33 protein-coding genes and 4 tRNA genes are annotated in these 26,084 nt (G+C 45.7%); 13 read left to right on the forward strand and 24 right to left on the reverse strand.

What is annotated here, in order from left to right:
• Positions 1–74: 74 nt before the first annotated feature.
• The 7 genes from WC227_00550 to WC227_00580 all read left to right on the forward strand — a co-directional run bounded on the left by WC227_00550 (position 75) and on the right by WC227_00580 (position 5,129).
• On the forward strand, positions 75–437 hold the full coding sequence (locus WC227_00550; GenBank protein ID MFA6963196.1) for a ribonuclease P protein component: 363 nt from the start codon (positions 75–77) through the stop codon (positions 435–437).
• The gene (yidD, locus tag WC227_00555; protein ID MFA6963197.1) at positions 415–648 is read left to right on the forward strand and encodes a membrane protein insertion efficiency factor YidD; all 234 of its coding nucleotides are present in this window, start codon (positions 415–417) and stop codon (positions 646–648) included. The genes WC227_00550 and yidD overlap by 23 nt, the downstream gene beginning before the upstream one ends.
• 108 nt (positions 649–756) lie before the next feature.
• Entirely contained in the window at positions 757–1,641 is an 885-nt protein-coding gene (locus tag WC227_00560) for a YidC/Oxa1 family membrane protein insertase (GenBank protein MFA6963198.1), read from the forward strand.
• 64 nt (positions 1,642–1,705) lie between these two features.
• Positions 1,706–1,795: transfer RNA gene (locus WC227_00565), tRNA-Ser, on the forward strand.
• A gap of 19 nt (positions 1,796–1,814) precedes the next feature.
• Entirely contained in the window at positions 1,815–2,561 is a 747-nt protein-coding gene (locus tag WC227_00570) for a hypothetical protein (protein MFA6963199.1), read from the forward strand.
• The gene (locus tag WC227_00575) at positions 2,558–3,391 is read left to right on the forward strand and encodes a methyltransferase domain-containing protein (protein ID MFA6963200.1); all 834 of its coding nucleotides are present in this window, start codon (positions 2,558–2,560) and stop codon (positions 3,389–3,391) included. Before WC227_00570 ends, WC227_00575 begins: the two co-directional genes overlap by 4 nt.
• A gap of 88 nt (positions 3,392–3,479) precedes the next feature.
• The gene (locus WC227_00580; GenBank protein ID MFA6963201.1) at positions 3,480–5,129 is read left to right on the forward strand and encodes a GspE/PulE family protein; all 1,650 of its coding nucleotides are present in this window, start codon (positions 3,480–3,482) and stop codon (positions 5,127–5,129) included.
• 97 nt (positions 5,130–5,226) lie between these two features.
• Here WC227_00580 and WC227_00585 read toward each other — a convergent pair whose 3' ends face one another.
• The 8 genes from WC227_00585 to WC227_00620 form a co-directional block, all read right to left on the reverse strand.
• Complete coding sequence (locus tag WC227_00585) at positions 5,227–5,547, reverse strand: hypothetical protein (protein ID MFA6963202.1); 321 nt, start codon at positions 5,545–5,547, stop codon at positions 5,227–5,229.
• A 64-nt stretch (positions 5,548–5,611) separates the two neighbouring features.
• The gene (locus WC227_00590; GenBank protein ID MFA6963203.1) at positions 5,612–5,941 is read right to left on the reverse strand and encodes a hypothetical protein; all 330 of its coding nucleotides are present in this window, start codon (positions 5,939–5,941) and stop codon (positions 5,612–5,614) included.
• 2 nt (positions 5,942–5,943) lie between these two features.
• On the reverse strand, positions 5,944–6,282 hold the full coding sequence (locus WC227_00595) for a hypothetical protein (GenBank protein MFA6963204.1): 339 nt from the start codon (positions 6,280–6,282) through the stop codon (positions 5,944–5,946).
• A complete protein-coding gene (locus tag WC227_00600; GenBank protein MFA6963205.1) occupies positions 6,282–8,105 on the reverse strand; it encodes a pilin in 1,824 nt (607 codons plus the stop codon). The genes WC227_00595 and WC227_00600 overlap by 1 nt, the downstream gene beginning before the upstream one ends.
• A 29-nt stretch (positions 8,106–8,134) precedes the next feature.
• Positions 8,135–8,464, reverse strand: a complete 330-nt coding sequence (locus WC227_00605) for a hypothetical protein (GenBank protein ID MFA6963206.1) — start codon at positions 8,462–8,464, stop codon at positions 8,135–8,137.
• Positions 8,458–9,828 (reverse strand): extracellular solute-binding protein, encoded by a 1,371-nt coding sequence (locus WC227_00610; protein ID MFA6963207.1) that lies wholly within the window; start codon positions 9,826–9,828, stop codon positions 8,458–8,460. Before WC227_00610 ends, WC227_00605 begins: the two co-directional genes overlap by 7 nt.
• A 148-nt stretch (positions 9,829–9,976) precedes the next feature.
• The gene (locus WC227_00615; GenBank protein ID MFA6963208.1) at positions 9,977–10,864 is read right to left on the reverse strand and encodes a UTP--glucose-1-phosphate uridylyltransferase; all 888 of its coding nucleotides are present in this window, start codon (positions 10,862–10,864) and stop codon (positions 9,977–9,979) included.
• Positions 10,865–10,974: 110 nt separating this feature from the next.
• Positions 10,975–11,358: an Hsp20/alpha crystallin family protein gene (locus WC227_00620; protein ID MFA6963209.1), complete on the reverse strand. Its 384-nt coding sequence runs from the start codon at positions 11,356–11,358 to the stop codon at positions 10,975–10,977.
• Between the two features lie 112 nt (positions 11,359–11,470).
• On the opposite strand from WC227_00620, the gene WC227_00625 reads away from it, so the two are divergent.
• The 3 genes from WC227_00625 to WC227_00635 all read left to right on the forward strand — a co-directional run bounded on the left by WC227_00625 (position 11,471) and on the right by WC227_00635 (position 12,796).
• On the forward strand, positions 11,471–12,178 hold the full coding sequence (locus WC227_00625) for a ComF family protein (protein MFA6963210.1): 708 nt from the start codon (positions 11,471–11,473) through the stop codon (positions 12,176–12,178).
• A gap of 71 nt (positions 12,179–12,249) precedes the next feature.
• Positions 12,250–12,337 (forward strand) — tRNA-Ser (locus tag WC227_00630).
• Between the two features lie 78 nt (positions 12,338–12,415).
• Positions 12,416–12,796 (forward strand): desulfoferrodoxin, encoded by a 381-nt coding sequence (locus WC227_00635; protein MFA6963211.1) that lies wholly within the window; start codon positions 12,416–12,418, stop codon positions 12,794–12,796.
• A 69-nt stretch (positions 12,797–12,865) separates the two neighbouring features.
• On the opposite strand, the gene WC227_00640 is transcribed toward WC227_00635, so the two are convergent.
• The 6 genes from WC227_00640 to WC227_00665 all read right to left on the reverse strand — a co-directional run bounded on the left by WC227_00640 (position 12,866) and on the right by WC227_00665 (position 16,145).
• The gene (locus WC227_00640) at positions 12,866–13,390 is read right to left on the reverse strand and encodes a hypothetical protein (GenBank protein ID MFA6963212.1); all 525 of its coding nucleotides are present in this window, start codon (positions 13,388–13,390) and stop codon (positions 12,866–12,868) included.
• 16 nt (positions 13,391–13,406) lie between these two features.
• On the reverse strand, positions 13,407–14,003 hold the full coding sequence (locus WC227_00645) for a nucleoside-diphosphate kinase (GenBank protein ID MFA6963213.1): 597 nt from the start codon (positions 14,001–14,003) through the stop codon (positions 13,407–13,409).
• Positions 14,004–14,011: 8 nt separating this feature from the next.
• Positions 14,012–15,292, reverse strand: coding sequence for a pitrilysin family protein (locus WC227_00650; GenBank protein ID MFA6963214.1), 1,281 nt, complete (start codon positions 15,290–15,292; stop codon positions 14,012–14,014).
• A gap of 81 nt (positions 15,293–15,373) precedes the next feature.
• A tRNA-Arg gene (locus WC227_00655) sits at positions 15,374–15,449 on the reverse strand.
• Between the two features lie 8 nt (positions 15,450–15,457).
• Positions 15,458–15,991 (reverse strand): hypothetical protein, encoded by a 534-nt coding sequence (locus WC227_00660; protein ID MFA6963215.1) that lies wholly within the window; start codon positions 15,989–15,991, stop codon positions 15,458–15,460.
• A gap of 61 nt (positions 15,992–16,052) precedes the next feature.
• A tRNA-Ser gene (locus WC227_00665) sits at positions 16,053–16,145 on the reverse strand.
• 140 nt (positions 16,146–16,285) lie between these two features.
• Here WC227_00665 and WC227_00670 point away from each other — a divergent pair.
• Both WC227_00670 and WC227_00675 read left to right on the forward strand, forming a co-directional pair.
• Positions 16,286–16,810 carry a hypothetical protein gene (locus WC227_00670; GenBank protein MFA6963216.1) on the forward strand — a complete coding sequence of 175 codons (525 nt, stop codon included), beginning with the start codon at positions 16,286–16,288 and terminating at the stop codon, positions 16,808–16,810.
• A gap of 14 nt (positions 16,811–16,824) precedes the next feature.
• The gene (locus tag WC227_00675) at positions 16,825–17,913 is read left to right on the forward strand and encodes an MraY family glycosyltransferase (GenBank protein ID MFA6963217.1); all 1,089 of its coding nucleotides are present in this window, start codon (positions 16,825–16,827) and stop codon (positions 17,911–17,913) included.
• Here WC227_00675 and WC227_00680 read toward each other — a convergent pair.
• The 10 genes from WC227_00680 to WC227_00725 form a co-directional block, all read right to left on the reverse strand.
• Complete coding sequence (locus WC227_00680; GenBank protein ID MFA6963218.1) at positions 17,910–18,431, reverse strand: PRC-barrel domain-containing protein; 522 nt, start codon at positions 18,429–18,431, stop codon at positions 17,910–17,912. The two genes, WC227_00675 and WC227_00680, sit on opposite strands and share 4 nt — an antisense overlap.
• A 46-nt stretch (positions 18,432–18,477) precedes the next feature.
• Positions 18,478–19,038, reverse strand: coding sequence for an elongation factor P (gene efp, locus WC227_00685; GenBank protein ID MFA6963219.1), 561 nt, complete (start codon positions 19,036–19,038; stop codon positions 18,478–18,480).
• An 87-nt stretch (positions 19,039–19,125) separates the two neighbouring features.
• Positions 19,126–19,332, reverse strand: coding sequence for a 30S ribosomal protein S18 (gene rpsR, locus WC227_00690; protein ID MFA6963220.1), 207 nt, complete (start codon positions 19,330–19,332; stop codon positions 19,126–19,128).
• 11 nt (positions 19,333–19,343) lie between these two features.
• Entirely contained in the window at positions 19,344–19,796 is a 453-nt protein-coding gene (ssb, locus tag WC227_00695) for a single-stranded DNA-binding protein (GenBank protein MFA6963221.1), read from the reverse strand.
• A 42-nt stretch (positions 19,797–19,838) separates the two neighbouring features.
• Positions 19,839–20,534 carry a 30S ribosomal protein S6 gene (rpsF, locus tag WC227_00700; protein ID MFA6963222.1) on the reverse strand — a complete coding sequence of 232 codons (696 nt, stop codon included), beginning with the start codon at positions 20,532–20,534 and terminating at the stop codon, positions 19,839–19,841.
• Between the two features lie 144 nt (positions 20,535–20,678).
• The gene (truD, locus tag WC227_00705) at positions 20,679–22,037 is read right to left on the reverse strand and encodes a tRNA pseudouridine(13) synthase TruD (protein ID MFA6963223.1); all 1,359 of its coding nucleotides are present in this window, start codon (positions 22,035–22,037) and stop codon (positions 20,679–20,681) included.
• Between the two features lie 107 nt (positions 22,038–22,144).
• Positions 22,145–22,807: a hypothetical protein gene (locus WC227_00710; protein ID MFA6963224.1), complete on the reverse strand. Its 663-nt coding sequence runs from the start codon at positions 22,805–22,807 to the stop codon at positions 22,145–22,147.
• 96 nt (positions 22,808–22,903) lie between these two features.
• Positions 22,904–24,028, reverse strand: coding sequence for a redox-regulated ATPase YchF (gene ychF / locus WC227_00715; protein MFA6963225.1), 1,125 nt, complete (start codon positions 24,026–24,028; stop codon positions 22,904–22,906).
• A 70-nt stretch (positions 24,029–24,098) separates the two neighbouring features.
• A complete protein-coding gene (locus WC227_00720) occupies positions 24,099–24,761 on the reverse strand; it encodes a hypothetical protein (GenBank protein ID MFA6963226.1) in 663 nt (220 codons plus the stop codon).
• A gap of 65 nt (positions 24,762–24,826) precedes the next feature.
• On the reverse strand, positions 24,827–25,378 hold the full coding sequence (locus WC227_00725; protein ID MFA6963227.1) for a hypothetical protein: 552 nt from the start codon (positions 25,376–25,378) through the stop codon (positions 24,827–24,829).
• Positions 25,379–25,593: 215 nt separating this feature from the next.
• Here WC227_00725 and WC227_00730 point away from each other — a divergent pair, with 215 nt between their 5' ends.
• Entirely contained in the window at positions 25,594–25,941 is a 348-nt protein-coding gene (locus WC227_00730) for a hypothetical protein (GenBank protein MFA6963228.1), read from the forward strand.
• Positions 25,942–26,084: the final 143 nt, after the last annotated feature.

Here is a 26,084-nt window from a genome sequence, read left to right on the forward strand (position 1 = left end):
AAATCCAAATATTGAACTCGCAGTAATAAGTTAATTTACTTGGCAACGAGCGTAATTCGTGCTATGTTCTCTTTATGTTACCGAAGAAAAACAGAATAGTGGCCAAGGATTTCAAGAAGCTCAAGCTTTTCAAGAAGGGCACAGTTTCTGGTAAGCTTTCGTTCAAATTAAAGGAAAGCGGCCAGGTTAATCCTTCGAAATTTGGCTTTGTCGTCTCCAACAAGATTAGCAAAAGGGCGACGGACAGAAATGCTCTAAAGCGCAAACTCCGAGCGATGGCTTGGGATGTTCTGCCACAAATTGGCAACGGCAAAGAGATAATCGTCTTTGTAAAAAGTGCTTTCGCCAAGCCTTATAACTTTGCTGAAATCAAAAGTGAATTTGATCGCGGCTTGGCTAATATTGGTTTGATTTATGTTCAAAAAAATAATCGTTAGAACAATTGAGTTGTATCAGCGGACACTGAGTCCTGATCACGGTTGGCGTAAAGGCCTTTATCCTGTAGGATATTGCAGGTATACTCCTTCTTGCTCTCAGTATTTCAAGGAGGCAGTGATCAAAAAGGGAGCGCTTCGTGGCTCCGTCCTCGGAATCTGGCGAATCATACGTTGCAATCCCTGGAGTAAGGGAGGACATGACCCCGTCTAAAGACGAAAGTAGTAAGTTTTTAGTTTCTAGTTCTTAATTTTTATTCAATTATTAATTAATAATTATAAATTGATTAGAAATTAGAAACTAATAAATAGAAATTATTTTATGAAACAATTCTTTTTCGTTCTTCTCTATCAACCGCTCTACAATTTACTTATCTTCTTGGCTTGGTTGGTGCCGGGACACTCTATCGGTTGGTCAATTATCGTCTTGACCATCCTGATCCGGCTTGCCCTTCTCCCCTCCTCGCTCAAAGCGGCTCATTTTCAGGCCAAAAACAACAAGCTTCAGCCTCATGTCAACAAAATTCGCAAGGAGATTACCGACAAACAGGAGCAGACCAAAGCGATCATGGAGCTTTACAAAACTGAGGGTCATTCCCCTCTCGGCTCCTGCCTACAATCGCTGATCCAACTGCCGGTCTTGATCGTGCTCTACAATGTATTTCGTAGCGGGTTGAACGAAACAGGATTCAAAGACCTATACTCTTTCACCCCTCATCCTGACACGGTTAACACTATGTTCTTCGGTATGAATATAGTTCACCCAGATCTTTGGGCGCTACCAATTATCGCTGCTGTGCTCCAATTTGGTTTGTCATACCTCATGATGCCAAAGAAAATCGAAGGCGCACCAGATGATCCAGCCGCCGCTATGAGCAAACAGATGCTTTTCTTGGGCCCGATTATCACCCTATTCTTCGGCCGAAGCATGCCAGCCGCCTTGGTAATTTACTGGATTGTAACGACTCTATTTAGTTTGGTTCTCCAATATTTCGTCAACAAGCAGATACATGCAACTCCGCTAGTTCGAGATGGCGGCAAGGCTTTGCCAGCTCCAAAAGTGGAAAAAGCAGAGAAGATAGAGCCCGTCAGAATCGAAAAGCCAAGCAAGAAAGAAATGCTTTATAATATCATGAACAAACGCCTCGACAAAAAAGAGAAGAAGTCGGGTGTCAATGTGACTGTGCGCACCAAGAAGAAATGGTAAGGATAGTCCAAAGTCTATAAAGTTTGTAAAGTCCATAAAGTCCATAAAGTCGAAAGCAAAGAATGGAAGGTTGGCAGAGTGGTTTATCGCGCTGGTCTCGAACACCAGTTGGGCAGCAATGTCCTCAGAGGTTCAAATCCTCTACCTTCCGCCAAACTTAATTAGAGATATATATGAAACATAGATCTCGTATATTACAGAAAGAACAAAAAACCCTCGAGGGTTTTTTTGGTAAGAAATTTGTCGATATTCCTGATTTGCCGTCCTGGGTGACGGACGAATTGATCGAGCACTGGGAGGAGAATCTATTCTTCGTCCACTATTTGCCGGATATCTCGCTCGAGCATCATCTCGAGTTGCCCGCTTGGAAAGACAGGCCAGCCAAAATCTTTTACCAAAAGATCAAAGAGGGCAAACTACATCCGAAGGCCAAGAGTTTGCCTGGCAAGTGGATATTGCTCGATGGCCGCGACAAGCCCGAGCAGAAAGTTTTTTGGATCTCGGCGTTGGACGCCAAAGTAATTAAAAAGTTTGTGGCTGATCCCAGGGACCATATCCGCAAATGGAGCAGCCAGAAGCACGGAAAAGAGTATTTGAAGGATGAGCTGGGGAAGCGGGGCTTTGGCTCTCGTTATTGTCTGACACCCTCTGACATTCATGAACTCAAGCCGTTTATTCTAAAGTTTCTTAAAATTGATCCGAAGCAAAAAATTCGCTTGCCATATTTCATCGAGTTCAATTACCTTGGCAACGCGGCATATCCGCAGTGGCGGAAGACCAAAACATGGGAGTGGTTTGAGGACAAAATGACCGATAATTGTCATCTGGCCAGCGGGAGCAAGAGCGTCGGTATTATCGGCTGGGATCCGACTGATCACTGGAGCACAATCCTAGGCTTCAGGGTGGTGATCGAGCTATGAACGAGAAAACTACCAAATCTCTTCCGGTCTGGTTTTTCACCAATGAGAAACTTGGCCAATTTTTTGCAAAAAATGAACACAATCAACCGATCGAAAGAGTTTACGCAATTGGTGGAGCTGGCGATTTCGCCTTCTCGCTTCTGGCACAAGACGTACGAAACAAGATTAAAGAAATTGATCTTTGTGATATTAGACCGATGGCAAATGTGACAATTGATCTCAAAATCGCGCTATTTAAGAATTATGATTTATCACAAATTAAAAGTTTGTTTTGGGGTCGAAGCGAAGATACGCTCGGCTCTATTTACGCTAAATTGAAGTCAACGCTTCCGCCTGCGGTGCTAAGTGCGGTCAAAAAAAGCGGGGCGGGGAAGTTTTCCGAAAGTTTGAAAAAATCAGGTTTGTGGTACAGGGAAAGTTGGCGAAAAGCCAAGGATGTTGAGGGCTATCTCCCCTATCTCTCCTCGGAATCGAACTATCGCCTGATGCAGAAAAATCTAGATAAAATTGTGATTCACGAGGGTGATTTTAATGATAATCTTAAGTCTGCCGGCGATGGATATTACGACCTGATTTATTGCTCAAATATCTTGGATAGTGAGACGTACTGCAAATTTCCCGACCAGTATCTGCAAAATATCCAGGCAAAGCTAAAGGACGGCGGCATTTTATTTGTCCTTACTCAAAATAATCCGAAAAAGATGATCAAACTGATTGAAAAGCAGGGCATTCATTCACTAAGATCGGAACTGCACAAATTCTCCCCTCTATCTCTCTTGTCCAATCATTATTCGTACTCAATTCTACTTTTTCAAAAAGCGGAAAGGTGAGGTTGGAGATAAACCCCTTCTAGCTTCCCCTTGAAAAGGGGAAGAACTACTCTGTCCCTTGGACACTTCGTTGTTGTATAATGAATTTATGGTTGATATCAACAACACAATTAGCTTTCTGACGCGGGAGCAGGAGGAGAGGCACACCAAAGAAACCGCTGCTAAGCTCAAGCTTCCCTATATGAATCTGGTCAATTACCCGATCGTCAAGGAGGTTTTGGAAGTCATCCCAGAGGAGGATGCGATTGCTTACCAAGTCGCGCCATTTCTGAAGGTGGGGCATCAGATTAGGATAGGGATGGTTGACCCAACAAATGAGAAATCTAAGGCATATTTGAGCAAAATCGCTGAGGAAAAGAATGTTTCTTTTGCCGTCAGTTTGGTCTCCAAGACCAGCTTCATCTTTGGTGTCTATGCTTACGAACAGATCAAAACCAAAGCGATCGAAACAAAAGCAGAAGAAGAAAAACGAAAAGAAGATAATTCTTTCTACAATATCAAAGACATCAAGGGCGCGGCCGAGGCGGCCAAGACGGCTACGATCACTCGGCTCCTTGAGACGATCCTCTTTGGTGCGATCAATCTGGGCGCTTCTGATGTTCACTTGGAGCCGGCTGAAAACAAGTTTTTAGTCAGACTCCGAATAGATGGTGTGCTTCAGGATCTAGTAGACTTACCCTTACAAAAATATAAGCAGCTGCTCCAACGTATTAAGTATGTGGCCAAGCTCCGAATGGATATTACGGACAAACCGCAGGATGGACACTTCTCACTGGCTAGCCCGGACAACAAAAGTCTTGATTTTCGTGTTTCTACTATGCCATCAGCTTCAGGCGAAGCAGTCGTGCTCCGTCTCCTTAACATGGAGGGAGATTTCTTGAAGCTCGAAAATATGGGCTTTCGCCCGGATGCGCTGGTGGCGATTCGAGAGGCAATAGGCCGCCCACATGGCATGGTCATCACTTCTGGCCCGACAGGATCGGGCAAGACCACAACTCTCTACGCACTTCTTTTGGAGATCAAAAAGCCAGGGGTCAAAATAATTACATTGGAAGACCCAGTAGAGTTCAAGATGGAAGGGATCGAACAGAGCCAGATCAAGCCTGGACAGGGCTACGAATTTGCCGATGGCCTCAGGGGCTCGATGAGACAGGATCCAAACGTCTTGATGGTAGGAGAGATTCGAGACTTGGAAACGGCGGAAATCGCCATCCAGGCCGCTCTGACGGGGCATTTGATGCTCTCTACCATCCATGCCAACTCTGCGCCAGCCGTCTATGCCCGCTTCCTCGAGATGGGGGTCAAGCCTTTTCTTCTGACTGGCTCACTCAACATTATTATGGCTCAGCGCTTGGTTCGTCGAATTTGCAAAGATTGCGCCACTCAATATGAAGCTTCCGACAAAGACTGGAAAGCGATCGTGGATATCTTGTCTCCTATCGTCGAACGACTGGATCCCGCAATTGCGGTCAAACTTGAAAACGGCCAGAGGACACTTTTCCAGGCCAAAGGTTGCTCAGTTTGTAGTAGTACTGGCTATGTTGGGCGAGTGGCAGTAGTCGAATATATTGTGCCAAATGATACAATCGAAGGCCTTGTAACATCAGGAGCTTCTATATCAATGTTCGACAAAGAAGCCCGCAAGGAGGGTATGATTACGATGGAGCAGGACGGCCTGATCAAAGCTCTTGCTGGTATTACAACGCTAGATGAAGTCTGGCGCGTCACGCGCAGTTAACTCTAAACAATTATCATCAATCGAAAAAACCGTCTCAGTTATAAGACGGTTTTTGTATACACGCATCCCAGAAACCTGTGTCGAACTCAATGAGGTATTAACTTATCAGATTAACGACTGCAATTATCATAACATAAGATAATGCAATGATGATCAAGCCAATAACAGCGTTCAGTATACCCTGCATGCCTTTCTTGGCTGACTCTGCATTTCCGCCAGCGGTCAAGTAAAGAAAGCCGCCGATGATCAGAAAGACGAATGCGATAATAGCACCTATTCCTGCTGACCAATTAAGAATATTCACTGCTATCGATTGGAACCCAGTATCACCCGCAACCGGTTGAACGAATTTTAGAACAGGAAAAGTGTTCGCTGGTGCTGTTGGATCCGCTGCTAAAACTTTCTCGATTAGATTCATAAATCCTCCGTTAATTATTTTGTTTATTATATTTTAAAACTTTTGGGACAACCTAGTCAATAGCCTATTTGCTCAGCAACCACAGAAGGGTAGTAAGAGTTATCCATGAAAGCGAAATCACAACCAGGCCAACTACAGAGTTGATGATGCCCTTCACTGCCTTCTTGGCTGATTCTGCGTTTCCGGCGGCGGTCATGTATTGAAAGCCAGAGACAATGAATACCACGAATGCGATAAAAGCTGCTACTTCGCAGGTTATAGTGAAGACCGTGTTTATTTGGGTCGTAATGATGCTCAAATAGCTACCCCCCACTTCCGCGTCAGACCTGACAGGGTTGTCCAGCTTTAGCGGGTTAAGATCGATAGCCAATACCTTTTCGATAATCGTATTCATAGCTAAAACACTTTCTGCGCCAAGATTCGGATCAGACTAGCCAAGCCAACTATCGCCAACCCTCCTATCGACCAGAGCAGGGTTTTCTTGGCCGTTTCGGCCTTGGCATCTTCTCCAAAGGACGTGACATATAGGAAACAGCCCCAAAGGAACATGGCGAACGCGACGATACCAGCAAAGGATATTGCCATCACTACGAACGAATTGGCTGCGCTATTGATAGTGTTGAGGTCTTTGTTTGTGTCAATCCCATTGAAATCACAAAGGAAATCACTGAGGGTGGAAACACCATCTCCCTTTATTTCTGCACATTTTGTAGCGTCTATGATGGGGCTGGCCATTATTTAAATCTCTTTATTATATTTACTACAAACAATATTATCGTATACGACAGGGTTCCTGCAACAAGGCCAACAATTAGGTAGATCGCAGATTTCTTGGCTTGCTCTACCTTCTTGTCGTCCCCAGCGGCGGTCAAGAAGAGGAAGCCGGTAAAGAGGATACCGATCAGGGCGCCGGCGCCAATCAGTATCATCAGTATTCCTGGGTGGGTAGCGTCTTTGCCAAAGAGGCTGTTGTAAAGGTCGCCGATTTTGTGAATAGTGCCACCGACGAGTTTGCTGGAGTTGAGCACGATTTTCTTGCTGGTCCCGCCAGTAGTACCTCCAGTAGTACCTCCAGTTTCCTGCTTAACTGGCTGCTTGATCAAAGATTTTCCTGGTAGGCAATCATCTGGGCTTAAGTATACCCAACCGACAGAGCGATCTGCGCTCCATGTTTCGCCGATTGTGGAACTGTTTGCTGTAACGGTTACTACCCCGTAGTGGGCTCCGTTGTTGGGATCAGCCTCGGCCTGGCTTATTCCTGTCTTTCGCTTGAGGAGTTTGACAGTAGCTTCGTGGTAATAAGGCTCAGAAGTGTTGGAAAAAGTGTGAGTGAACTCGGGATTGAAGGTGTAGGAGTTGTAATTATCAAGTGTTTGGAAATCGCAGATCCAGTTTTGGCCTTCCCCTGAGCATGCCGCTCCTGAGTCGTCGAGATGGCTCCTCAAAGTGGGATTGTCTCCAGGAGTGATGGAGTAGCCCTTGTAGCTGATGTACATCTTGACAATATATTCTGAAGGATCCTTCGGTTTTTCTGGTAGAGTGACGTTGACGTTGACGGTAAGATCCCTGTTGGTGGCACGAATCATACAGGCGTTGTAGACTTCTCTTCCGTTGAACCTGACGTCCAGTCTCGGCTGGCTTATGTTCGGAGCGTACTCTTCCCCCGCGTTTGTGAGAGTGTAATAGGCTGGCGGAGAGTCCCATCTAGTACCATTGCCATCTAGGAAATAACCCTTAATGGCGTATGCCCCCGTTGCCAATCCGCTGAGATCTGACCAGCTAGCGGTGCATGATCCCCTGATGGTGTCGCTGGTTGTGTCATCAACATTACGATTGGTATAGAGCCAGGAAAATTCTGAGTCATCGGCGTTGCCATCTGTTCCTGGCTCGTCTGATCTCATAATTACGCAATCTGTCAGAACGGGAACGATTGAAGTCGATGTGAGGGACAAGGGCATGTCGATATTTACTGATGATGTTGTTGCTATGTCGATTGTCTGGTTCGACGGTAGATAGGCAGAACCGAGCGCATCTTGCGAAATCGGATCTTCTGGTGGAAAATCTGGGGTGTCGGCGACACAATAGTAGGTGTCATCGGGATAATTATCGCAATAATTAGCGTCATAGGGGTTTATTACTGTTACCCAGTTCGAATCTCGTGATACTGGTACAGGATTACCCTCCTGGTATAACTCGGCTGTAAACTGGTATTGGTTGTCGGGGGTAAATTCGTCTGTGGTCCATGATCCAGAGCAATATTGGTTGCTGTCTGTGACATCCACGTATATCGACCACTCATCGGTGACGTCTAGACCAAACTGTGTCCCGTTTTCAACATAGATGTAGCACTCGTAATTTGGATCAGATAGCTCACCATCGGGTAAATTAAAATCCGTCCAAAAATCCACAGTTTCTCCAGCGTATATCTCCTGCGGGTCGCCGTAGACTAATATCGTCGGTTGATCCTCTGCTCTCGCTGGAGTCACGAAATAAGCTGATCCTAGGAATAGGAGACAGGTGATGAAAACAATTCTAATAATTTTTCGAGAAATTTTCATCAAGATTTGGCTGGACAAGCTATTATTTTTTACGAAATATTGAATGTGGGCATGCCTAGGAAATCGAGGATCATGCCAAGGGTCAAAAGCAGGACGTATCCAAGGAGCGTGCCCATGAAGACGTCTTTGGCGGTGTTGATCTTGGTATTATCTCCCTGGGAGGTCATATATACGAAGCCGGCGTAGATAATCATGAGGACCGTGAGAGTGCCACCGAGCTTGAGGGCAAATTGATAAATAGCATGGACGTATTCGCCATAGTCAAAATTATCCTTCCCATCTATCTTGAGACCGACTTGCACTCCGGCTTGGGCAGCATTCACCAAATGAAAACCAATTTTTTCTATCACATTTACCATGTTTCTTTCCTGAGTAAGACAGTGATATTGTCAGCGGCTTGGTTGAGAGCGGCCTGGGCTGTTAGTGTTCCCTTGTTCACCGCCCTGATGGCGTTGCGCATATTGGCGTCGAAATCCCCAGGGTAGCGACCCTTTTGAAATGCTTTGGCTGTCGCGAGCTCTAATTTCTCAGGATTATTCCCAGTTCTGTTCTCTATGCCTATTTCGTATGAATCGTACTTGTAGGAGCCATAAAGTCTTGAGGCGGATGTAATATTACTAGAATATGTCGTAGCTAGGCCATGTACTACATTCCAAGCTATGGCTGAGTTGGGGGTGATAGCGCTGACACCAAATGCGTTGAATCTAGCATAGTCAATAATCTTATCTGGTTCAGTGTTAACCTGTGGCACATAGGTAGTAGCATAATCTTTAAAGGTAGGATATTTCTGGGCGAACACATTGAGTAGTCGATCATAACCGAAGAGGATGGCAACTTTGCCGTTAACGAAGGCTTCGACATCATTGCCCATCGATTCATTCCAGGTATAGTTGGCACCCTTGGGATTGGCAAATGAAGTGTAGAATTCGAGTGCCCTCTTGCCAGGGACTTCTTCGGTGCCGACTGGAGTACTGCTCGGTAGGCTGAACATGGCCAATTTGAGATCGTCAGAGAGGATCTTGGTCTCGTTTTGGAGCATGAGAAGATAGAGAATATCCTGTGGATAGGAAACATTGTCAGAGCCAATGGCCGCTCCCGCTATGCTAATATTGTCGCCATCTCGCTTGGTCAAGTATGGCATTGCTTCGGCAAAATTTGTCCAGGTATTGGGGACGGGGTCGAACATCTTCGAGATTCTCTCATATGTGACACCACTGACAGTGCTTTTCTCAAGATCAGACAGTGCTTGTCGGATCAGGCTGGGATTGTAGTACACAATCATCGGCTCTGCTGAAGCAGATAGGGCGTAAATATTATTATCAATCTGGACACTTTGTTTGATCGATTGAACATAGCCCTCATCCATATTGACCTTGCTGGTGATAGCGGTAGGAGCAGGGACCAGTTTATCCTTGTGGCGGTAGACCCAATCATTCGGCATAGACCAGACATCGGGGCCGGTACCGGAAAGCTGAGAGTTTAGGACCTTGTTCTCATAGGCGGCGTCGAGGGTCTGTTGGACGTACTCCATAGTGTAGCCCTTGTTGGTCGACTCGAAGTCCTTGACGATTGGTTTCCAGACGTCGGGATCCTCAAAGCTCCAGACTATGACCTTGGTGGCTCGTGCGTCTGTGGTGCTGGTTTTCTTGGTACAGCCCGACAGCGCCACAGTAAAAAAGGCCATCATCACTGCATAGCTGGCGAATTTAAGAAATCGTTTCATATATACCCTCCACTTCGTCGGAGACGAAGCAATTATCAATTATCAAATATCAATAATCAAATATTAATTGTTCACTTGTAAACCTGAAAAATTAAATGCCCTGAAAGGGTCCCTTTGGGAATCATTGACCATTGATACTTGATATTTTTTACAGTTTTCCGGCGATCTCTTTGATAAACTGCGAAAAATCACCGTTTATGTCCGGCCTCTTCAGCGCCATCTCAACATTTGTTTTCAGATATTGAGTGACATTACCACAATCATAATATTTTCCACCCTTTATTTCAACAGAGTAGGCATCGTTCCCCCGCTCTCTCAACTTGTTGACGCCGTCGATGTAGACCAATTCCCCACCCGGTTTGACTTCACGGCCCGCTTCTTCGAGAGCGTCAAAAATTTCTGGTGGGAAGACATAGCCGCCAAGGCTGGCATAGTCGGATGGTTTGTTGTCGTCGCCTGGTTTCTCAATCAACTCTTCGATCTTCATAATCCCGTCTTCTACCGTATGACCCTTGGTGAAGCCGTATTTCTTACCATCTCCTGGGCTGTTCATGATGAGTGAGGCAATAATGGTGCTTTGGTATTTGTTGTAAGCCTCGACAAGCTGCTTGGTCTTGAGTGGGTCAGAGACGAGGAGCTCGTCACCCCAACAGACGACAAAAGGTTCGTCGCCAACAACATTCTTGGCGGTCAAAATGGCGTCGCCATTCCCCTTTTGCTCCTTTTGTCTGACAAAGACAAACTCTGCCATCTTGGAAAGATTTTTGATCTGCTCAAGTTGCTCCATCTTGCCCGATTCGGCAAGCTTGTTCTCAAGCTCTAGGTGGCGATCGAAATGGTCCTCTATCGCCCGTTTGTGCCAGCCGGTGACTAAGATAATTTGTTCAATTCCAGAAGCGACCAATTCCTCAACCACATATTGGATCACTGGCTTGTCTACAATCGGTAACATCTCTTTGGGCATCGCCTTGGTCCATGGCAAAAATCTTGTGCCATAGCCAGCGGCAGGAATAACAGCTTTTCTGACAGGTTTCATAACGCTCCTTAAAATTACTAATCCCCCGCTCTCATATTAACACTGATTATATCAAACAAAAAAGCACTTAGAAAGTGCTCAACTGCAAACCGTGTCGATATCGGTAAACCCTATTTGCTCTCTTTTCCATCATTAATCTTGATGAATTTGGTCTTGGCTTTTTCGTCCTTGGAGATTTCAATGCGAAGAAGGCCGTCTTTCAAAGTAGCCTTGGCACTCTCAGAATTGATGGCGATTGGCATGACGTAGGAGCGTGAAAAAGGCCCCCAATAGCACTCTTGGGTGAAATGTTTGTCGCTTGGCAAATCATGTCCGGCCTGGCGGGTACCCTTGATGGTGATAACTTCGTCAGTGATGGAGATATCCACATCAGAAGCTTTCACCCCGGCGATTGGGGCCAAGATGTAAACATTGTGGTCATCATGAAAAACATCGACAGCAAGCTGGCCTTCTGTTTCTTCGGCTAACCAATCATTGTTATGATTTTCGACCACGACCCTCCTTTAGGTTCTGGACTAGTTCAAATCAAGCGATATACTAGATATAAATATTATATACTTATAGAGACCCATGTCAACAACTTTTGAAAAATCAAAATATGGCAAAATGCTCTCTTTTCCAAAGCTAATCCTGGCATCACTATTTGACATTCTTTATCCCAATAGATGTATCAATTGCGGGCATTATGGACAACTCTTATGTCTTGAGTGTGCCAGCGATCTCGAGATTCTCAAAAGCTATACCTGCTATGGATGTGGGAAACTGAGCCAATTTGGAAAATTGTGCAACAATTGCAAGAAACAGCTTGGTGGTAACATCGATAGCATCATTTATGCAGTTGATTATAGTAGTAAGATAGCCAAAACGTTGATATCGGCCTTCAAATACTCTGGAATTACGGAGTTATCCACAACTTTGTCCGCCCTGTTGATAACTCGAATCCCGAGCTTGGAGCCTGGAATTATAATGCCTGTACCACTACATCCATCAAAGAAATTGCGGCGAGGATTTAACCAATCAGAATTACTGGCCAAGGAGATATCGAAAAAGCTAGGATTTCCCCTGAATAACTATTTAGTTCGGGTCAAGAATACCCAGTCGCAGGTCGGCTTGTCGCGAGCGAAAAGACTTCAAAATTTGGAACAAGCATTTGTCTGCCGAAATAGCTGGCGGATCAAGGGGAAAGTGGTCTATTTGGTTGATGATGTAGTGACGACGGGGAGTACTTTTGCTGCCTGTGCGAGCGTTTTGAAAGAGGCAGGGGCCAAAAAGGTAGTCTGCCTGGCAATCGCCCGCAATCTCCACATGAAATAACGACCAAGCAATTAATTTTTCGTAATTCAGCTTGAATATTTGCCCAAAAAATGTTATTGTTTGAGCTGCCTGGAGAGGTCGCATAGTGGTCGAGTGCAACTGTCTTGAAAACAGTCAGGCCGCAAGGTCTCGTGGGTTCGAATCCCACCCTCTCCGCCAATGAAAATGTCGCTAGTAATAGCGGCTTTTTTGTTGCATTATCATGGTACAATTAAAGTAATTAAATAGAGGAGTATCATGACAAAGAACCTGGAGATTTATCACTGTCCTGTCTGCGGTAATACTGTCGAGATTGTCGGTGAAGGCGCGGGAAAATTGGTTTGCTGCGGCCAGCCAATGGAGAAAATGACGGAGAATACAAGTGATGGGGCAAAGGAAAAACATGTCCCGGTAATTGAAAAAGATACGGAAAACAAGAAGCTAATCGTTAGGATAGGGGAGGCGCCTCACCCAATGACTGATGAGCATTATATACAATGGGTCGAGGTAACAACAGATGGATCTACGCGAAGGAAGTTTCTGAACGCCGGGGACGACCCAAAGGTCGAATTCTGCTTACCAAAGGGCGATATAACGGTACGAATCTACTGTAATCTGCATGGACTCTGGAGCAAATAGAGCGACAGTTTATAACAAATAAACACCTCAGATATCTGAGGTGTTTATTTTATGGTAGCAGTTTGAAGATTACTCGATGCAACAGTCGATTGCTTTTTTGACCAAGGTACCTAGTTTGCCGAAGACGCCCTTCTTGGTCTCATCTTTCTTGTCTAGCGCTCCGTCATCAATCTTTTTTACTTCATCCAATTTGATCGCTTTTAAGTTGATGCCCCAGAAGAGGGAATAAAGATTATAGGCCTTTTCGAACATGTCCTTGGCTTCGTCGTCTTTGCCACGGCCTAGTGCCTTGGTCCCCACTTCCATCAGTCTCATAGATGCTGACAAGAGGTGTTTGGAGATACACCAGACTTCGCCTTCGTAATCAGGCACAATCTTCTTGAGTAGCTCTTTGCGCATCTCTCTGGTCTCTTTGAGCAAATCGAAATACTTATCATCACCCGTTTTCTTGGCGGTAAAGAAAAAGTGCTCTTCGATTGAAATCAAGTTCATAATTGCAATCGAAAGATCCTCATCGGCGGAAAGGTCAAACTTGTTGTCCTTTTTCGAGTCGTTTATCTTCTGAATGAACTTATCTACATTATCTATTGGCATTACGATCCTCCACTATTTAAAACATGGCTGAATGGTCGGCGCGGACATAATCAGGGTAAATTTCCTCTTCGGAAAACCAGTGCGCGATTTCATTCTCGGCTTCTTCGGCGGTCTCTGAGGCGTGAACGAGGTTCTTGACAGCTCGCTGATTGAGGTTGGCGGCGGCAGGGGAGTCTACAGAATAATCTCCTCTGATCGTACCGATTTCAGCCTTGTTCGGCAGGGTAGAGCCGGTAATTTTGCGAATCATGTCTCTTGCGTGGATGCCTTCGATGACCATAGCGACGACTGGAGCCTCAGTCATAAAATCGATCAACCATTGGCGGACCTGTTTGCCAGCTTCTAGATTGTTGTCGGTCCCCATAACTTCTTTAGGATCAAGACCATACTCCTTGAAAACGTTGAATCCCTTGTCCCCGAGACGGGCGATCCAAGTTTCGTCTTTGGGGTAGTGATCGTTGATATGCTCGAGGGTTGGCTTGACCATCTTGAGGGCGATAACCTTGAGCCCACGTTTTTCGAAACGGCTGACTATTTCTCCAATCAATCCTCTCTCTACACCGTCAGGTTTGACCATAACGAATGTTCTCTCAATCGCTGTACGATTTTCCATTTTATTCCTTAAAACCTTAATATTTCTTCTGCTTTTTCTTTGCTAAAATTCTGGCCGACAAAACCCAAGGCAAGATTCGACTCAATCAGATATTTCCTGCCAATGTTGATTATATCATCTCGGGTAATTTTTTCTAATATAATAGAAATTTCCTTTACGCTCAATATTTCCTTGCCCATGACTGATTGCAGGGCGAAGTGTGTGGCGACTTCACTGGTGTCTTCTTCGCTGATGAGCATTCGCCCGTAAACGATCTCCTTAGCCCGTCTGACTTCTGCCTCGGTAAGATCTTCAAAGACGCGGTGATATTCACGCAGAATCGCTTCTATCGCCTCGGAGACACGTTCATGTGGTACGCCGGCGTATGTTTCGATGACACCGATGTCTTGGTAGCTAGAGGAGGAGGTTCTGACCGCATAGGCCAAGCCCTTTTTCTCGCGAATTTCAGTAAACATTCTGGAGCTCATGGAGCCGCCAAGAATCATCGCCAGAAGCTTCAAGGCATATTTATCTTTATTATTGTACCCAGCGCCTCGAAACCCGATGATGACGTTGGATTGCTCAGTTTGCTTCTCTACAAGTTTGATTGCTTTGCTAGTGTTTAGATTTGTATCGGGGCAAAGGGTTTCCTCACCCTCGGGAAGGGTAAAATATCTTTGAACCAAGGCTTTGGCCTCATCGAGAGTAATATCGCCAATGTTTCCAGCCAAGACGACAATGCCGTTGGCAGCAGTATAATTATCGTGATGGTAATTGACCAAGTCCTCACGTGTGAGAGAGACGATGCTTTTCTCGTATCCGATCACGTCTCGGCCTAGATTGTTACTGCCAAGCAGAGCTTCTTCAAATTTACTCGAAGCGACCTCCATAGGGAGATCTTCGTACATTTTTAATTCCTGCAAAATAACCTGCTTTTCCTGCTCAAACTCTTCCTCGGGGAAGAGCGGATTGAGGACAAGGTCAGAAACAAAATCGATCGATCTTTCCAAATATTTAGAGGCAACTTTGGCGTAATAACCAGTGTATTCTTTGCTGGTGAAAGCGTTGTGCTCTCCGCCGATATCCTCGATAAACTCTGAGATCAAAGTCGAGGTTGGTCTTTGTGTCGTCCCCTTGTAGAGCATGTGCTCAAGAACATGGGAAATGCCAGCAATCCGGTCCTCTTCATAACGACTGCCAACACCAAATACTGCCATCGTTGTTACGACTTCACGTGAGCTGTCTGGAATTATGACCAGCCGCAATCCGTTGTCCAAAGTGAATTTTGTGTATTTTTCTATGTTTTTCATGACTTTCAATATAGCTTTTTTGTGTTGCCAAAGCAACGCCAACGAAAAAAGCGGCCTAAGCCGCAATTTATCAAATGAAAATGGTACCCGCGAAGGGAATCGGACCCCCGACCTCTCGGACCGCAACCGAGCGCTCTATCCACTGAGCTACGCGGGCACAAATAACTAAAATTTAATCCAGCGGTTAATTCTATCGGTCAAACCCTCGCCATGACTTTCCTCGGGCAGATGATTGGCCAGGAATTCTCTGATCTTCTCAACGTCGGCGTTTTTGGCTGGCATCATGATCTGATTGGCAACTTTACCTGACAGGGTGAAGTAAAACTTTGGCACCAGTCCGTCAATCAGCCAGAAGTCCTTCATCTCTTGAAAATCGACAACCCGATTGTCTACAACGATGCCTTTTTCGTACACGGCACACTCAAGTATCCGTGGCTTTAATCCTGTCAAAAAAAGATAAAGATAAGCGACCAGAACCAAAACCATACCAGTCCACATGGTCTGAAAATAAAGCAGGGCGCCAAGGGCTATAGCAATAATTGTCGTAACCAGATACCAGAGCGGACTTCGCTCCTGACTTGCAAAATCGGCTGATTTCCAGTTGAAAACGGGCTTATCAACTTTGGTGTCCAGGCTCGGTTTGGCTGGAGCCGGCGCTTTTTTCTCGGCCTTTTCTTTCTTGCTATCTTCTTTTGCCATATTCCCCTCTTTCTTAACAAATTTGGCGGAACGCTAAGCGTTCCATTTGCCACGCTAAGCGTGGCGGAAGGTGAGGGATTCGAACCCTCGTGGCGGCTTTTAGACCACCGGCGGTTTAGCAAACCGCTCCCTTAAGCCACTTGGGTAACCTTCCTTATGCAAATGGTACCTTCCGGACTTCGTTTAGATTACCATAATTCTCTAGGGAAATCCACCCACCCCAGTTGAAATAAGTCTGATAACAAGAGATAATGCTTTTAGTTTATAGCCTTTAGTTCTTAGAATTTTGTTATTATGCACAAAAAGCAGTCAGCTTTTATTTTCAGCTCGTTTGCGATGGTTTCTGCCGGTATCTTGCTGGTTCCGGCCAAGGCTTTTGCTATCTGCCAGGTAGTTTGTCCGATTGTGGTGGCTAGCACGTTGACTCTTCTAGAGAAATATGGCATCGATAACACAATTTCCGGTCTCTGGATTGGGGGAGCGCTACTGCTCTCGTCTATTATCACGATTGACTGGATCAAGAAGTGGAAAAGTCATTGGTCAATCAACTTGGCTGTGTTTACTTTATTTTACGCGGGGACATTTCTACCTCTCTATTTCAAGCATATCATCGGTGACCCGACCAAGGTGCTCTGGGGCATGGACAAAACTCTTCTCGGCGTCGTGGTTGGAAGCATATTTTTCTACCTTGGTGATTGGGCATACCGAATTATCAAGGCGAAAAATGGTGGCAAGGCCTGGTTTCCTTTTCAGAAGGCGGTCATGCCCCTGATCCCGATCGCAATTTTTAGCTGGATATTTTATCTCATCACCAAGTAAACCATAAAGCATTTATGCAATATTTAATTGGTTTCTCAATAGCCCTTGTCCTCTCACTCTTTTTGACTGGAATCGCTCGCAAAATCGGCATCAAATACAACATAATGTCCAAGCCGAGGAAGCGGGACGTCCATTTGCGCCCGATGCCTAGAATCGGTGGCCCGGCTATTTTTGTTGCTTTTGCTGTCGCTCTTTTCCTCGTCTTTCTACGTTTTAATATAGATCCGAGCGCCGATAACACCACGCATATATTTAATCTACGTATCTGGGGGATTGTGCTGGGCGGTCTGGCAGTAGTTGGTCTTAATTTATTTGATGATCTTAAAGGTCTTTCTCCTCTCAAAAAGCTAATGATTCAGGTTTTTGCCGCTCTGGTCGTGATTGCTTCTGGCGTTGGGATAGACCATCTGACTAATCCATTCGGCCCAGAGATTAATCTAAACTCTGTCTATGTCCCGATATTCTCGCTGGACGGGGTAGTCTACCACTTCTCTCTTTGGTCCGATCTGCTGACTCTGATCTGGCTCGTCGGGATGATGAATATCATGAACTTCGTCGACGGTGTTGATGGCTTGGCGGGTGGGCTTGCCACTATCGCCGCATTTATCCTCTTCCTGCTCTCGATTTCAACGGTTGTCAATCAACCTTCTACTGCCATGATCGCAATAGTCTTCGCTGGGGCGGTCTCGGGCTTTCTTTATTGGAATTTCCCGCCAGCCAAGATCTTCATGGGTGATTCCGGTAGTATGTTCTTGGGCTTTATGCTTGGTGTCCTTCCGCTCATTTCTGGAGGCAAATTGGCAACTGCCTTCCTGGTCCTGGGCTTTCCAATTATCGATGGCTTTGTTGTAGCAATCGGGAGAATTGTGAGAGGGAAGAATCCGATCAATACTCCCGACAAAACGCACATTCATCACCGTTTCTTGGGCGCAGGATTTTCAACACGCCAGTCAATATTGGCAATGTATTTTATTGCCGCCGCCTTTGGTTGGGTCGCCCTTCGCTCCACAACAGCAGAAAAATTCACCGCCGCCGGTGTTTTGTTCCTGTTAGTATTACTTACGATATATTTGCTCACTCGTTTTCGTCGAAAACGCTCTTAGATTGCTTCGGCCGAAATGCTCTCTGCCGCTTGTTCTATGGCTAGAATAGGGCTTTTCCCTTTGACGATGATCTTGCGGCCGTCAAAATCGATCACATCTTTCGAGGGGATGACGGTCTCTTTGAGAAGACTTTGAATATAAAACTTTGAGAGGGCGAGAGTTTTGCTATCGATCAAATAATCATAAACTTTGCCGATATAAGCGCCTGATTCAAAAAAAGCTTTTTGATTTAGGCCATAATATCTTTTCTTAAATAAATCCTTGGCCGTCTGTGCCTCTTCGAGCTGGATGACGGCATCTTCGTCTTTGACGATGACTGCCTCCTTTAATACTTCAATCACGTCAACTGCTAGCACGACACGAGGCGCCCCAAACGAAAAAATAGAATTCAGAAGTATGAATCCTATTATTTTTTGGCCGCTTGGATCTACAAGAATATCGGCGACTTTACCAAGTCTGCTCTGATCGCGGAGGTCAAATATCGGCAATCCAATAAGTTTGGTATAACGCAAAATCATAGCTAGATCATAGTTCAAAAATGCAAATTGTTCAAACTATTTTCGCCTAATTGGCGCGTTCGACGTAAGATCCGTCGCGAGTGTCGACCACGATTTTGTCACCTTCTTTGATAAAGATTGGGGTGTCGATAATGGCATCAGTCTCGATGGTGACTCTCTTGGTCACGGCTGAAGCGGTGTTGCCTTTGACGGCTGGAGGAGCGGAAGTAACCTTGAAAATCATTTTGATTGGCAACTCAATGTCCAAGGCCTCATTGTTGAAATAAAGAATATCGACGTTTGAATTTTCAATCAGATATTGTTTCTGGCTTCCGATCTTGGAGGCAGGGATAGTGAATTGGTCGAAGGACTGATTGTCCATGAAGTAAGCCTCATCTTCATCGGAATAGAGGTAGAGGGCAGTTTTCTTGGAGAGATCGGCTTCATCAACTTTGTCAGCTCCCTGAAAGGTCTTGTCGACGGTGGCGCCAGTGCGAAGATTCTTGATCTTAGTCTTGACGACTGCGCCGCCTCGTCCCTGCTTGGAATGGTAATAGGAAATAACGACGAAAGGATCACCTTCCATCGTAAATTTGGTTCCTGTTTTGAGATCGGTAATTGAAAGCATCACAAAAAATTTCTAATTAATAATTATTAATTTCTAATCAAATTCTAATTCTCAATTATTAAAAATTAGAAAATGAAAATTAATAATTTATCTGACTGTGTAAGGCAAAAGAGCAAGGAATCTAGCTTTCTTGACTGCGTTTTCGACAGCGCGCTGGTGGCCGGCACAGTTGTTGGTGCGGCTAGCAGGCTGGATCTTGTTCCAGCGATCAAGATAGCGTGAAAGAGCGGCTACGTCTTTGTAGTCAATCTCCATATTCTTTGTTTTGCAAACTAAACATCTTCGTTTTGGCATGGTATTTCCTATTAAAATGGTATTTCTTCTATGTCGATTTCTTCATCGTTCTTTGGTGCGCTAACAGGAGCAACTTTCTCTGCTGGAGCGTGTTCGGCTGAACTCTTTGGCTCGTAGCTTCCGCCGCCTGTGCGGCTACCGAGAACGATAATATTGTCAGCGATAATTTCTGTTTTGTATCTTTTGACGCTGTCCTGGCCTTCCCAGTTGCGTGTCTCGATTCGTCCTTCGATGAAGACTGGCCCGCCCTTTTTCAGCATTGGCACTACTGCCTCAGCTTGTTTGCCCCAGACCACAATGTCGTGGTATTGGGTATCTTCTCCGTCAGCGGCGCCATCTCGGCCTTTCCATTTGCGGTTGGTGGCAACTGCGAAGTTGGCAACAGCTTGGCCGTTTGGGGTGAATCTCATCTCGGGGTCACGGGTCAAATTTCCTATCAGTTGAGCACGGTTTAGATTAAGCATACGTTCCTTTCAACTATGTTAAATATCAAATTCCTATTTGGATTATAACTCGTCTTTGAGGATGTCGTCGAGCTCTTCGTTGAGCTTAGATAGACGCTCAGCTTCGTCAGCTGGCTCTTTCTTCTTCGCAACTTTGCGAACTGGCTTAACTTCTTCTTTTACTTCTACAACTGGTTTCTCTTTGACAACTTTTTCTTTTTTGACTGGTTTGATTTCAGCCTCAACCTTTTCAACCTTAACTTCAGGCTCCTCTGTCTCTTCTTCAGGACTTTCAACTTTCGACTTTGGACTTTCAACTTCCGTGGCTTCTTCTTTTTCTTCTCTTACGGCCATGAGATCACGACTCTGCTCTGTCTCACCTTCGATTGCCTCAAATGATTTGTGGCCAATCAGGGCTTCGATCTCTTCGGTTCCTGCAATTTCGTCCTGTGTCAATGTGATTGTCTGGTCTCCGTAATCTTTGACCATCATCAATTGGCGAATGACAGTAGTTTCAAGTCTAATCTCTCTCTCGAGCTCGCGAGCCTTGTCGGCTGGAAGTGAAAAATAGATAGTAACGTAAGTTGCAAAGTCCTGCTTTTTGATCGTATAGCAGAGTTTGCGCCGTCCCCAAATGTCCTCTTTGCTGATTTTGCCGCCGAGACCATTAATAAGACCTGCAATTTTGCCGGTCACTTTGTTCAAATCTGTCTCGCGTACTTCATCAGAAATCATGTACGTAAGTTCGTACTGTCTCATGTAATCCTTTCGGCGCTAGCTGGCCCTTTCGGGAGTCCAATTGAGATCGGACGCTAGCTTCCTTGTCATCAAAGCCAAGGAAAAGTTAATTAATTTAAGCCAATAATAGCACGAAAATCGCTGGTCGTCAATCGTTTGGCACTCTCAATTGAGAGGGTCTAGATTCATCGGCCTGCGAGTGTCGTAGAAGGACTGATTGACCCACTCTGGCACGGGCTCATTTTGGTAGAGATCGAAGAATTCCGAGAGAAAAGTAGTGGCGTAGGAACCCTTGTCGAGATCAAAATAGAAAACATAGCCCATTGGCGCTTTGTAGGCGTTGTAAATCTTGGGCATGATTCTGGTCTTGATCATGATCGGAGTGTTGCCGAAAAGTTCACCGAAGAACGGCTGATCAAACTGAAGGGTAGAGAGCTCTGATTCTGGAATTATTGGGCGATAAAGAGCTAGTACTTCGGCCGAACCATTCAATACTGGTAATTCGTCCGGGAGCTGGAGATTGTTCTTGATGTAATGTGAAACTAGGCGGTTAAACCAGAAGCTTCGGTAAGCGTGAACGAATAGTTTGGTTGATTTGAATATCTGCTTCAGCGCCAAGACTGGCTTGCCCGTGCTTTGCAATTCGCGAAGGAGCTCTAGGTCATAACGGAAGAAATAGGGGAATTGAGCGAACGATTCAGTCATCTTGGCCCAATCTCCATAAAAGGCCGCGGCCTTGGCTCGAATGTCAGCCAAAACTTTGATCTCTTGGGTTGAAGGCTCTGCCAATATCAATCTGATCGCTTCGTCATAATTGCCCTTAAATATGGCTTGGCCGACGAAGTGATTATTGAGTCTGACTGAGCCGAAGCGTTGGAGGGAATAGAAGTTCAAGAATCCCGCCTTATTTACCTCTGTGACCCGCTCTCGCAGGATTTCTTCGTTCAATTGAGGATTTGTCCGGACCAGGATGGTGAAGCGGTTGCCGGTGAGGTCTCCGACTCCGACAACTCCTTTGCGCAAGCGGATATTCTTGAGAGTTAGGTTTGGCAAATCGACGCTTCGAAGCTGTTCCTTGGATACTCCGTTGAAGGTCATCTTCTGAGAAGTAATGGCGTTTTCGTCTTTGAGTCCCGCATAGCCGATTTCTGAGAGAGAAATACGAAGGGCGTTGGCTAATCGGTCGGCCGCTTCGAGCGTGCCAATTCCGTTTTTGACCACCTCTGCTTCGGTGATCGGTCGGTTGCTCAATTCAACTTCGTCTGGAAGCACGTCCTTTTCTTTGTTGATCGTGCTCACCTGCCCGTCCAGACCGATCTCTTCGACGATAAAGTCGGAGGGCAAAAATTTGATCATGCCAAGGCCTGCGATTTTGCGATCATAATCGATGCCGATATAGCGGAGGAAGGGAGTGGTAAATTGAGGCGAATGAGGCGCGACAACAGAGGCGGGGTCCAGGCGTTTGATCTCACTAAGCTTGGCCTCGTCAATCTCCTTGAGGGCTAATTCTTCTTTTTCTTGCATGGGATTATTATACTATTTGTTTATAATTTAGGCCAATTTGGCAAAATTGGGCATAGAAATGGCTCGTACCGAATGATATTTCGTGGTACGAGCCTGATTTCCTCCTTTTATTTGTGCGGGATCCCCACAACGTTTACAAAGGCTTGGCCGCCCCTGCAGACAAAAGCCACATCGGTCTCTTTTACGTATAGGGAGTGGCCTTCGCTCGGGACGTAGAGAAGAATGTTCGCCGAATCGGCGGATTGGCCGCTGGACAGATCTGGCGGGTTGCGCCAAACATTCGGGAAATTTAACCGTACGCCGGTTGGGCTACCTTCTGGCCCAGCCAGCCTCCGCAAGATTGCGGCGAACTGGGCGCCACTCAGAGCGCCAGAGCCTTCGGCCGATGGGCCTTGGCGAATTTCGAGGCGTGTGTCTTTTGCCATCCCTGAGGAGTCAACTGTGCAGACCCACCGGGCGTGCCAGAGGATCTGCGGACGGGTCAAGAAGTCCGCCAAGAGAGCACCATCGAAGGTCCCCTTGGTTTGGAGTTGAATTCCCAAATCGATGGTCCCTCGATCATTGGTTGAGATCGTTTCGGGGTCGATTCCGAGAGCGGTGGCAAGAGTCTCCCACTTGGTCGACTGACCGGTCTGATCCCTCTCAACCGGTTTTATTTGGTCGAGAAAGGGACAGAGTCGCTCAATACCCCGGAGGGTAATGAGACTTATAAACACGAACGGGTCTAAGCCCGCGGCAATCTTCTGTTGCCAGTATTCTTGTACGTTCATGGCGTACCTCCAGTTCAGAATTTTGGTATTTCAGTAATGGAATATAATACCAAAAAAGAGCCAATTTGTCAACAGGCTTTTGTGTTTGGGGAGAGTTTAGACGTTGAAACGGAAGAGTACGACGTCGCCGTCACGCATGATATAGCTCTTGCCTTCAGTGCGAATGAGGCCCTTCGATTTGGCATTTGCCCACGAATTAGAGTTCAAAAGATCTTTGTAATTGACGATTTCAGCGGCGATGAAGCCTCTTTCAAAGTCGCCATGTATGACGCCAGCCGCTTGAGGAGCAGTGTCTCCCTGATGAATAGTCCAAGCCCGAGTTTCGTCCTCGCCGGTAGTCAGATATGTCTGTAGACCGAGTATCCGATAAGCTTCCTTGATTAGTCGGTCTAGTCCGGAATCCTCGAGTCCTAACTCGGCCAAATATTCTGCTTTTTCCCCTTCGTCGAGCTCATTTAGCTCCGATTCAAGCTTTGCGGAAATAGGGATAAAATCATTTGTCATCCCAGACTTGATCTGGGATCCAGAAATATTAGCCTGGATTCCAGTCTTCACTGGAATGACACGATCAAAATTGGCAATTTTATCTTCGGCGACGTTGGCGATATAAATGACTGGTTTCTGAGTCATCAAGCCCAAGTTCTTGATCTGTAGTTTTTCGTCGTCATTTAAGTCTGTTTCACGAGCATTTTTGCCGGCATTTAGTACAGTTTGAACCTTTTTCAATCCTGATTGTAAACTCTTGGCTTCCTTGTTCCCACTTTTGAGCTCTTTTTCGACGGAAGAAAGGCGTTTTTCGACAGTATTTAAGTCAGCCAATTGGAGCTCTGTTTCGATCGTATTGATGTCGTCTGCAGGGTCAATTTTGCCTTCGACGTGGACGACATTTTCGTCTTCGAAGAAGCGGACGACCATGCCGATAGCGTCGCATTCGCGGATAGCGGCCAGGAATTTGTTGCCTAGTCCTTCACCTTTGGAAGCGCCGCGAACAAGGCCGGCAATATCGACGAATTCGACTACAGCAGGCACGATTTTCTTGGATTTTGACATTTCGGCTAGCGGTGCGAGCCTTTCGTCGGGAACTTCAACAATACCCACATTGGGCTCGATGGTGCAGAAGGGATAATTGGCCGCTTCCGCATGAGAGCCTTTGACAAGGGTGTTGAACAAAGTTGATTTGCCGACATTTGGCAGGCCGACGATGCCGATTTTTAAACTCATAATGGGCTGATTCTAGCAGAAAAGGGCTCAAATTGAAACATGAATTAAAAAAGCAGGCAAATGATGCCTGCTAACCGATAAGTTTGAAGGGGAAGCTGTCACGCTCCTCACTATGAATGTTCTGTCCGATGATGACTTTGGCGCGAAGCCAGAAGAGTATTCGTTTCAGATAAGTACTGCCCATAATCTGATCATTTGTCGAGTCAAGGGCTTCTACCAAGTTTGATCTGTTTGGGATCAGATAGGGCACCGCATCTTCGGTGAATCGATTGGTAAAAGGTTCCTTGATCTGATCCAACATATGACGCAGAACTTTTTCAGCAAATGAGATTTCGTCCTCGATTGGCTGTTTTATCTCTGGTCCGACGAATTGCCTATACTCGCGAATGAGTGAATCATGACGCAGATCATTGTCGTACCAGGCCGAGAGGCCATTTCTGTTCATGTCCGTCCACCCTTCCGGTGGTTCAATCGGATTGACTACTGGCCATCGCTCTTTGTATTGAGCAAGAGCATAGAGGGAATAGGTCAGAACCTTTTTCCCGCTGTCACAGTCTAAGGTGAAGACAACTGAGACACAGAAGGCAGTCTTGGGTATGCAAGCGAGCATGACACTTGTCTGTATGCTCGTCGTCTCAGGCATAGGCGGGTTGAATAGCTCTTTGTAATAAAGCTTCAGCCCGAAGGATTCAAAGATTCCGCCAAATTGGCGTGCAATATTCTGAATATCCATTGTAAATACCTCTTGCCTGTCTTATAACACTTTTCATCTTTTTTGGCAAATAAAAATCTCCATTATCATGGTAATGGAGACTGGCTTTGCTTTTTCATCTTAGAACGTGGGATGCCCTCAGCGCCGAGGACGATGGCGTTTGTTATGTATTCTTTAATTAAGCTTTTCGGCTGAAAAGGTTCATGTTGAGCCATCACATATGGTCTTGTTACATAACTTGATGCAAAGATCGTGATTTTCTCTGGCACATCTGTCCAGAATTCTTCATTTATGATTACTCGATAAGCGTAGAAGACGACGTCCTCATCGTTCATTTCTCGGAGTGTTACAGGATACTTTCCTTCTGGCAAATACGCCATCATAGCGTAGACTCTCCCAAGCAACTCCCTGAGTGCTGAGCCACAAGTCGTGAGCGCTTGCTTACCTGTGAAATATCTAGCGATAAAGTAAGCCAGAACGCCGATGCCAGCGATTGCTAAATCGATCAATACTCCGAACCAACCCTTTGTTGCGTAATCGTTCATTAACGAACGAACTGAATCTATAACTATGTACACTAACACTATGCCCGCGACAACAAAGAAAATAATCCTTGTCGTGTTCATTCTTTTGTTCATTTCTAGTCCCCCCTGAAATGCATTCACAAACAAGTTGTGTGGATTTTTTATAACACGCTTTATTCTTTTTGGCAAATAGAAAAGCCCCGATAGTTCGGGGCTTGGGTAATTAGTTATGCTTTTTGGCATTGGATGCCATGTAAGCATGTCGGCGCCATCTCTGTACGGAGTGGGCGCATGTCGGCGCGACGTGGTAATGCACCATCAACATCCTTATGGCGATGCGGCGAAACGGTCGTGGCGACTTGAGCGTTTGGATCATCGGTTCGACGACCCACAGTCCCCATTCTTTCCTCGAAAGGATGCGAACGATTGGGGAAAAAAATAATGTCGGGATCAACATGATGGCCCAGAAGGCCAAGGAAGCGTTAAGCTTCGCTCGTCTCAAGGCCCACATCACGTGTGGACTGATCCTCATTGTTACGGGATCTGAGAGATCCCAAGTTCTGGAGCTTGAACCGACCATTGGTCGATTCATAGTGTTTTCTGCTGTAACCATTGCTACTACATCCTTTGGGGAAGTTGGCCGAAAAATAAAACACTCCTTCGATGAAGGGGTGTAAATATTACTTTTAGACCTAAAGTCATATTAACATGTTATCTCTATGTAGTCAAGGGTTTTCGACCTTTATTTTTCACTCAGGCCCCGAAGGGGAGCCTTCGGCTTTGGCGAGTGAGTAGGTTCTTTAATTCTAAATCAAGATAC

Source organism: Patescibacteria group bacterium, assembly GCA_041671645.1.
Lineage (GTDB): Bacteria > Patescibacteriota > UBA1384 > XYA2-FULL-43-10 > 1-14-0-10-43-13 > JBAZBD01.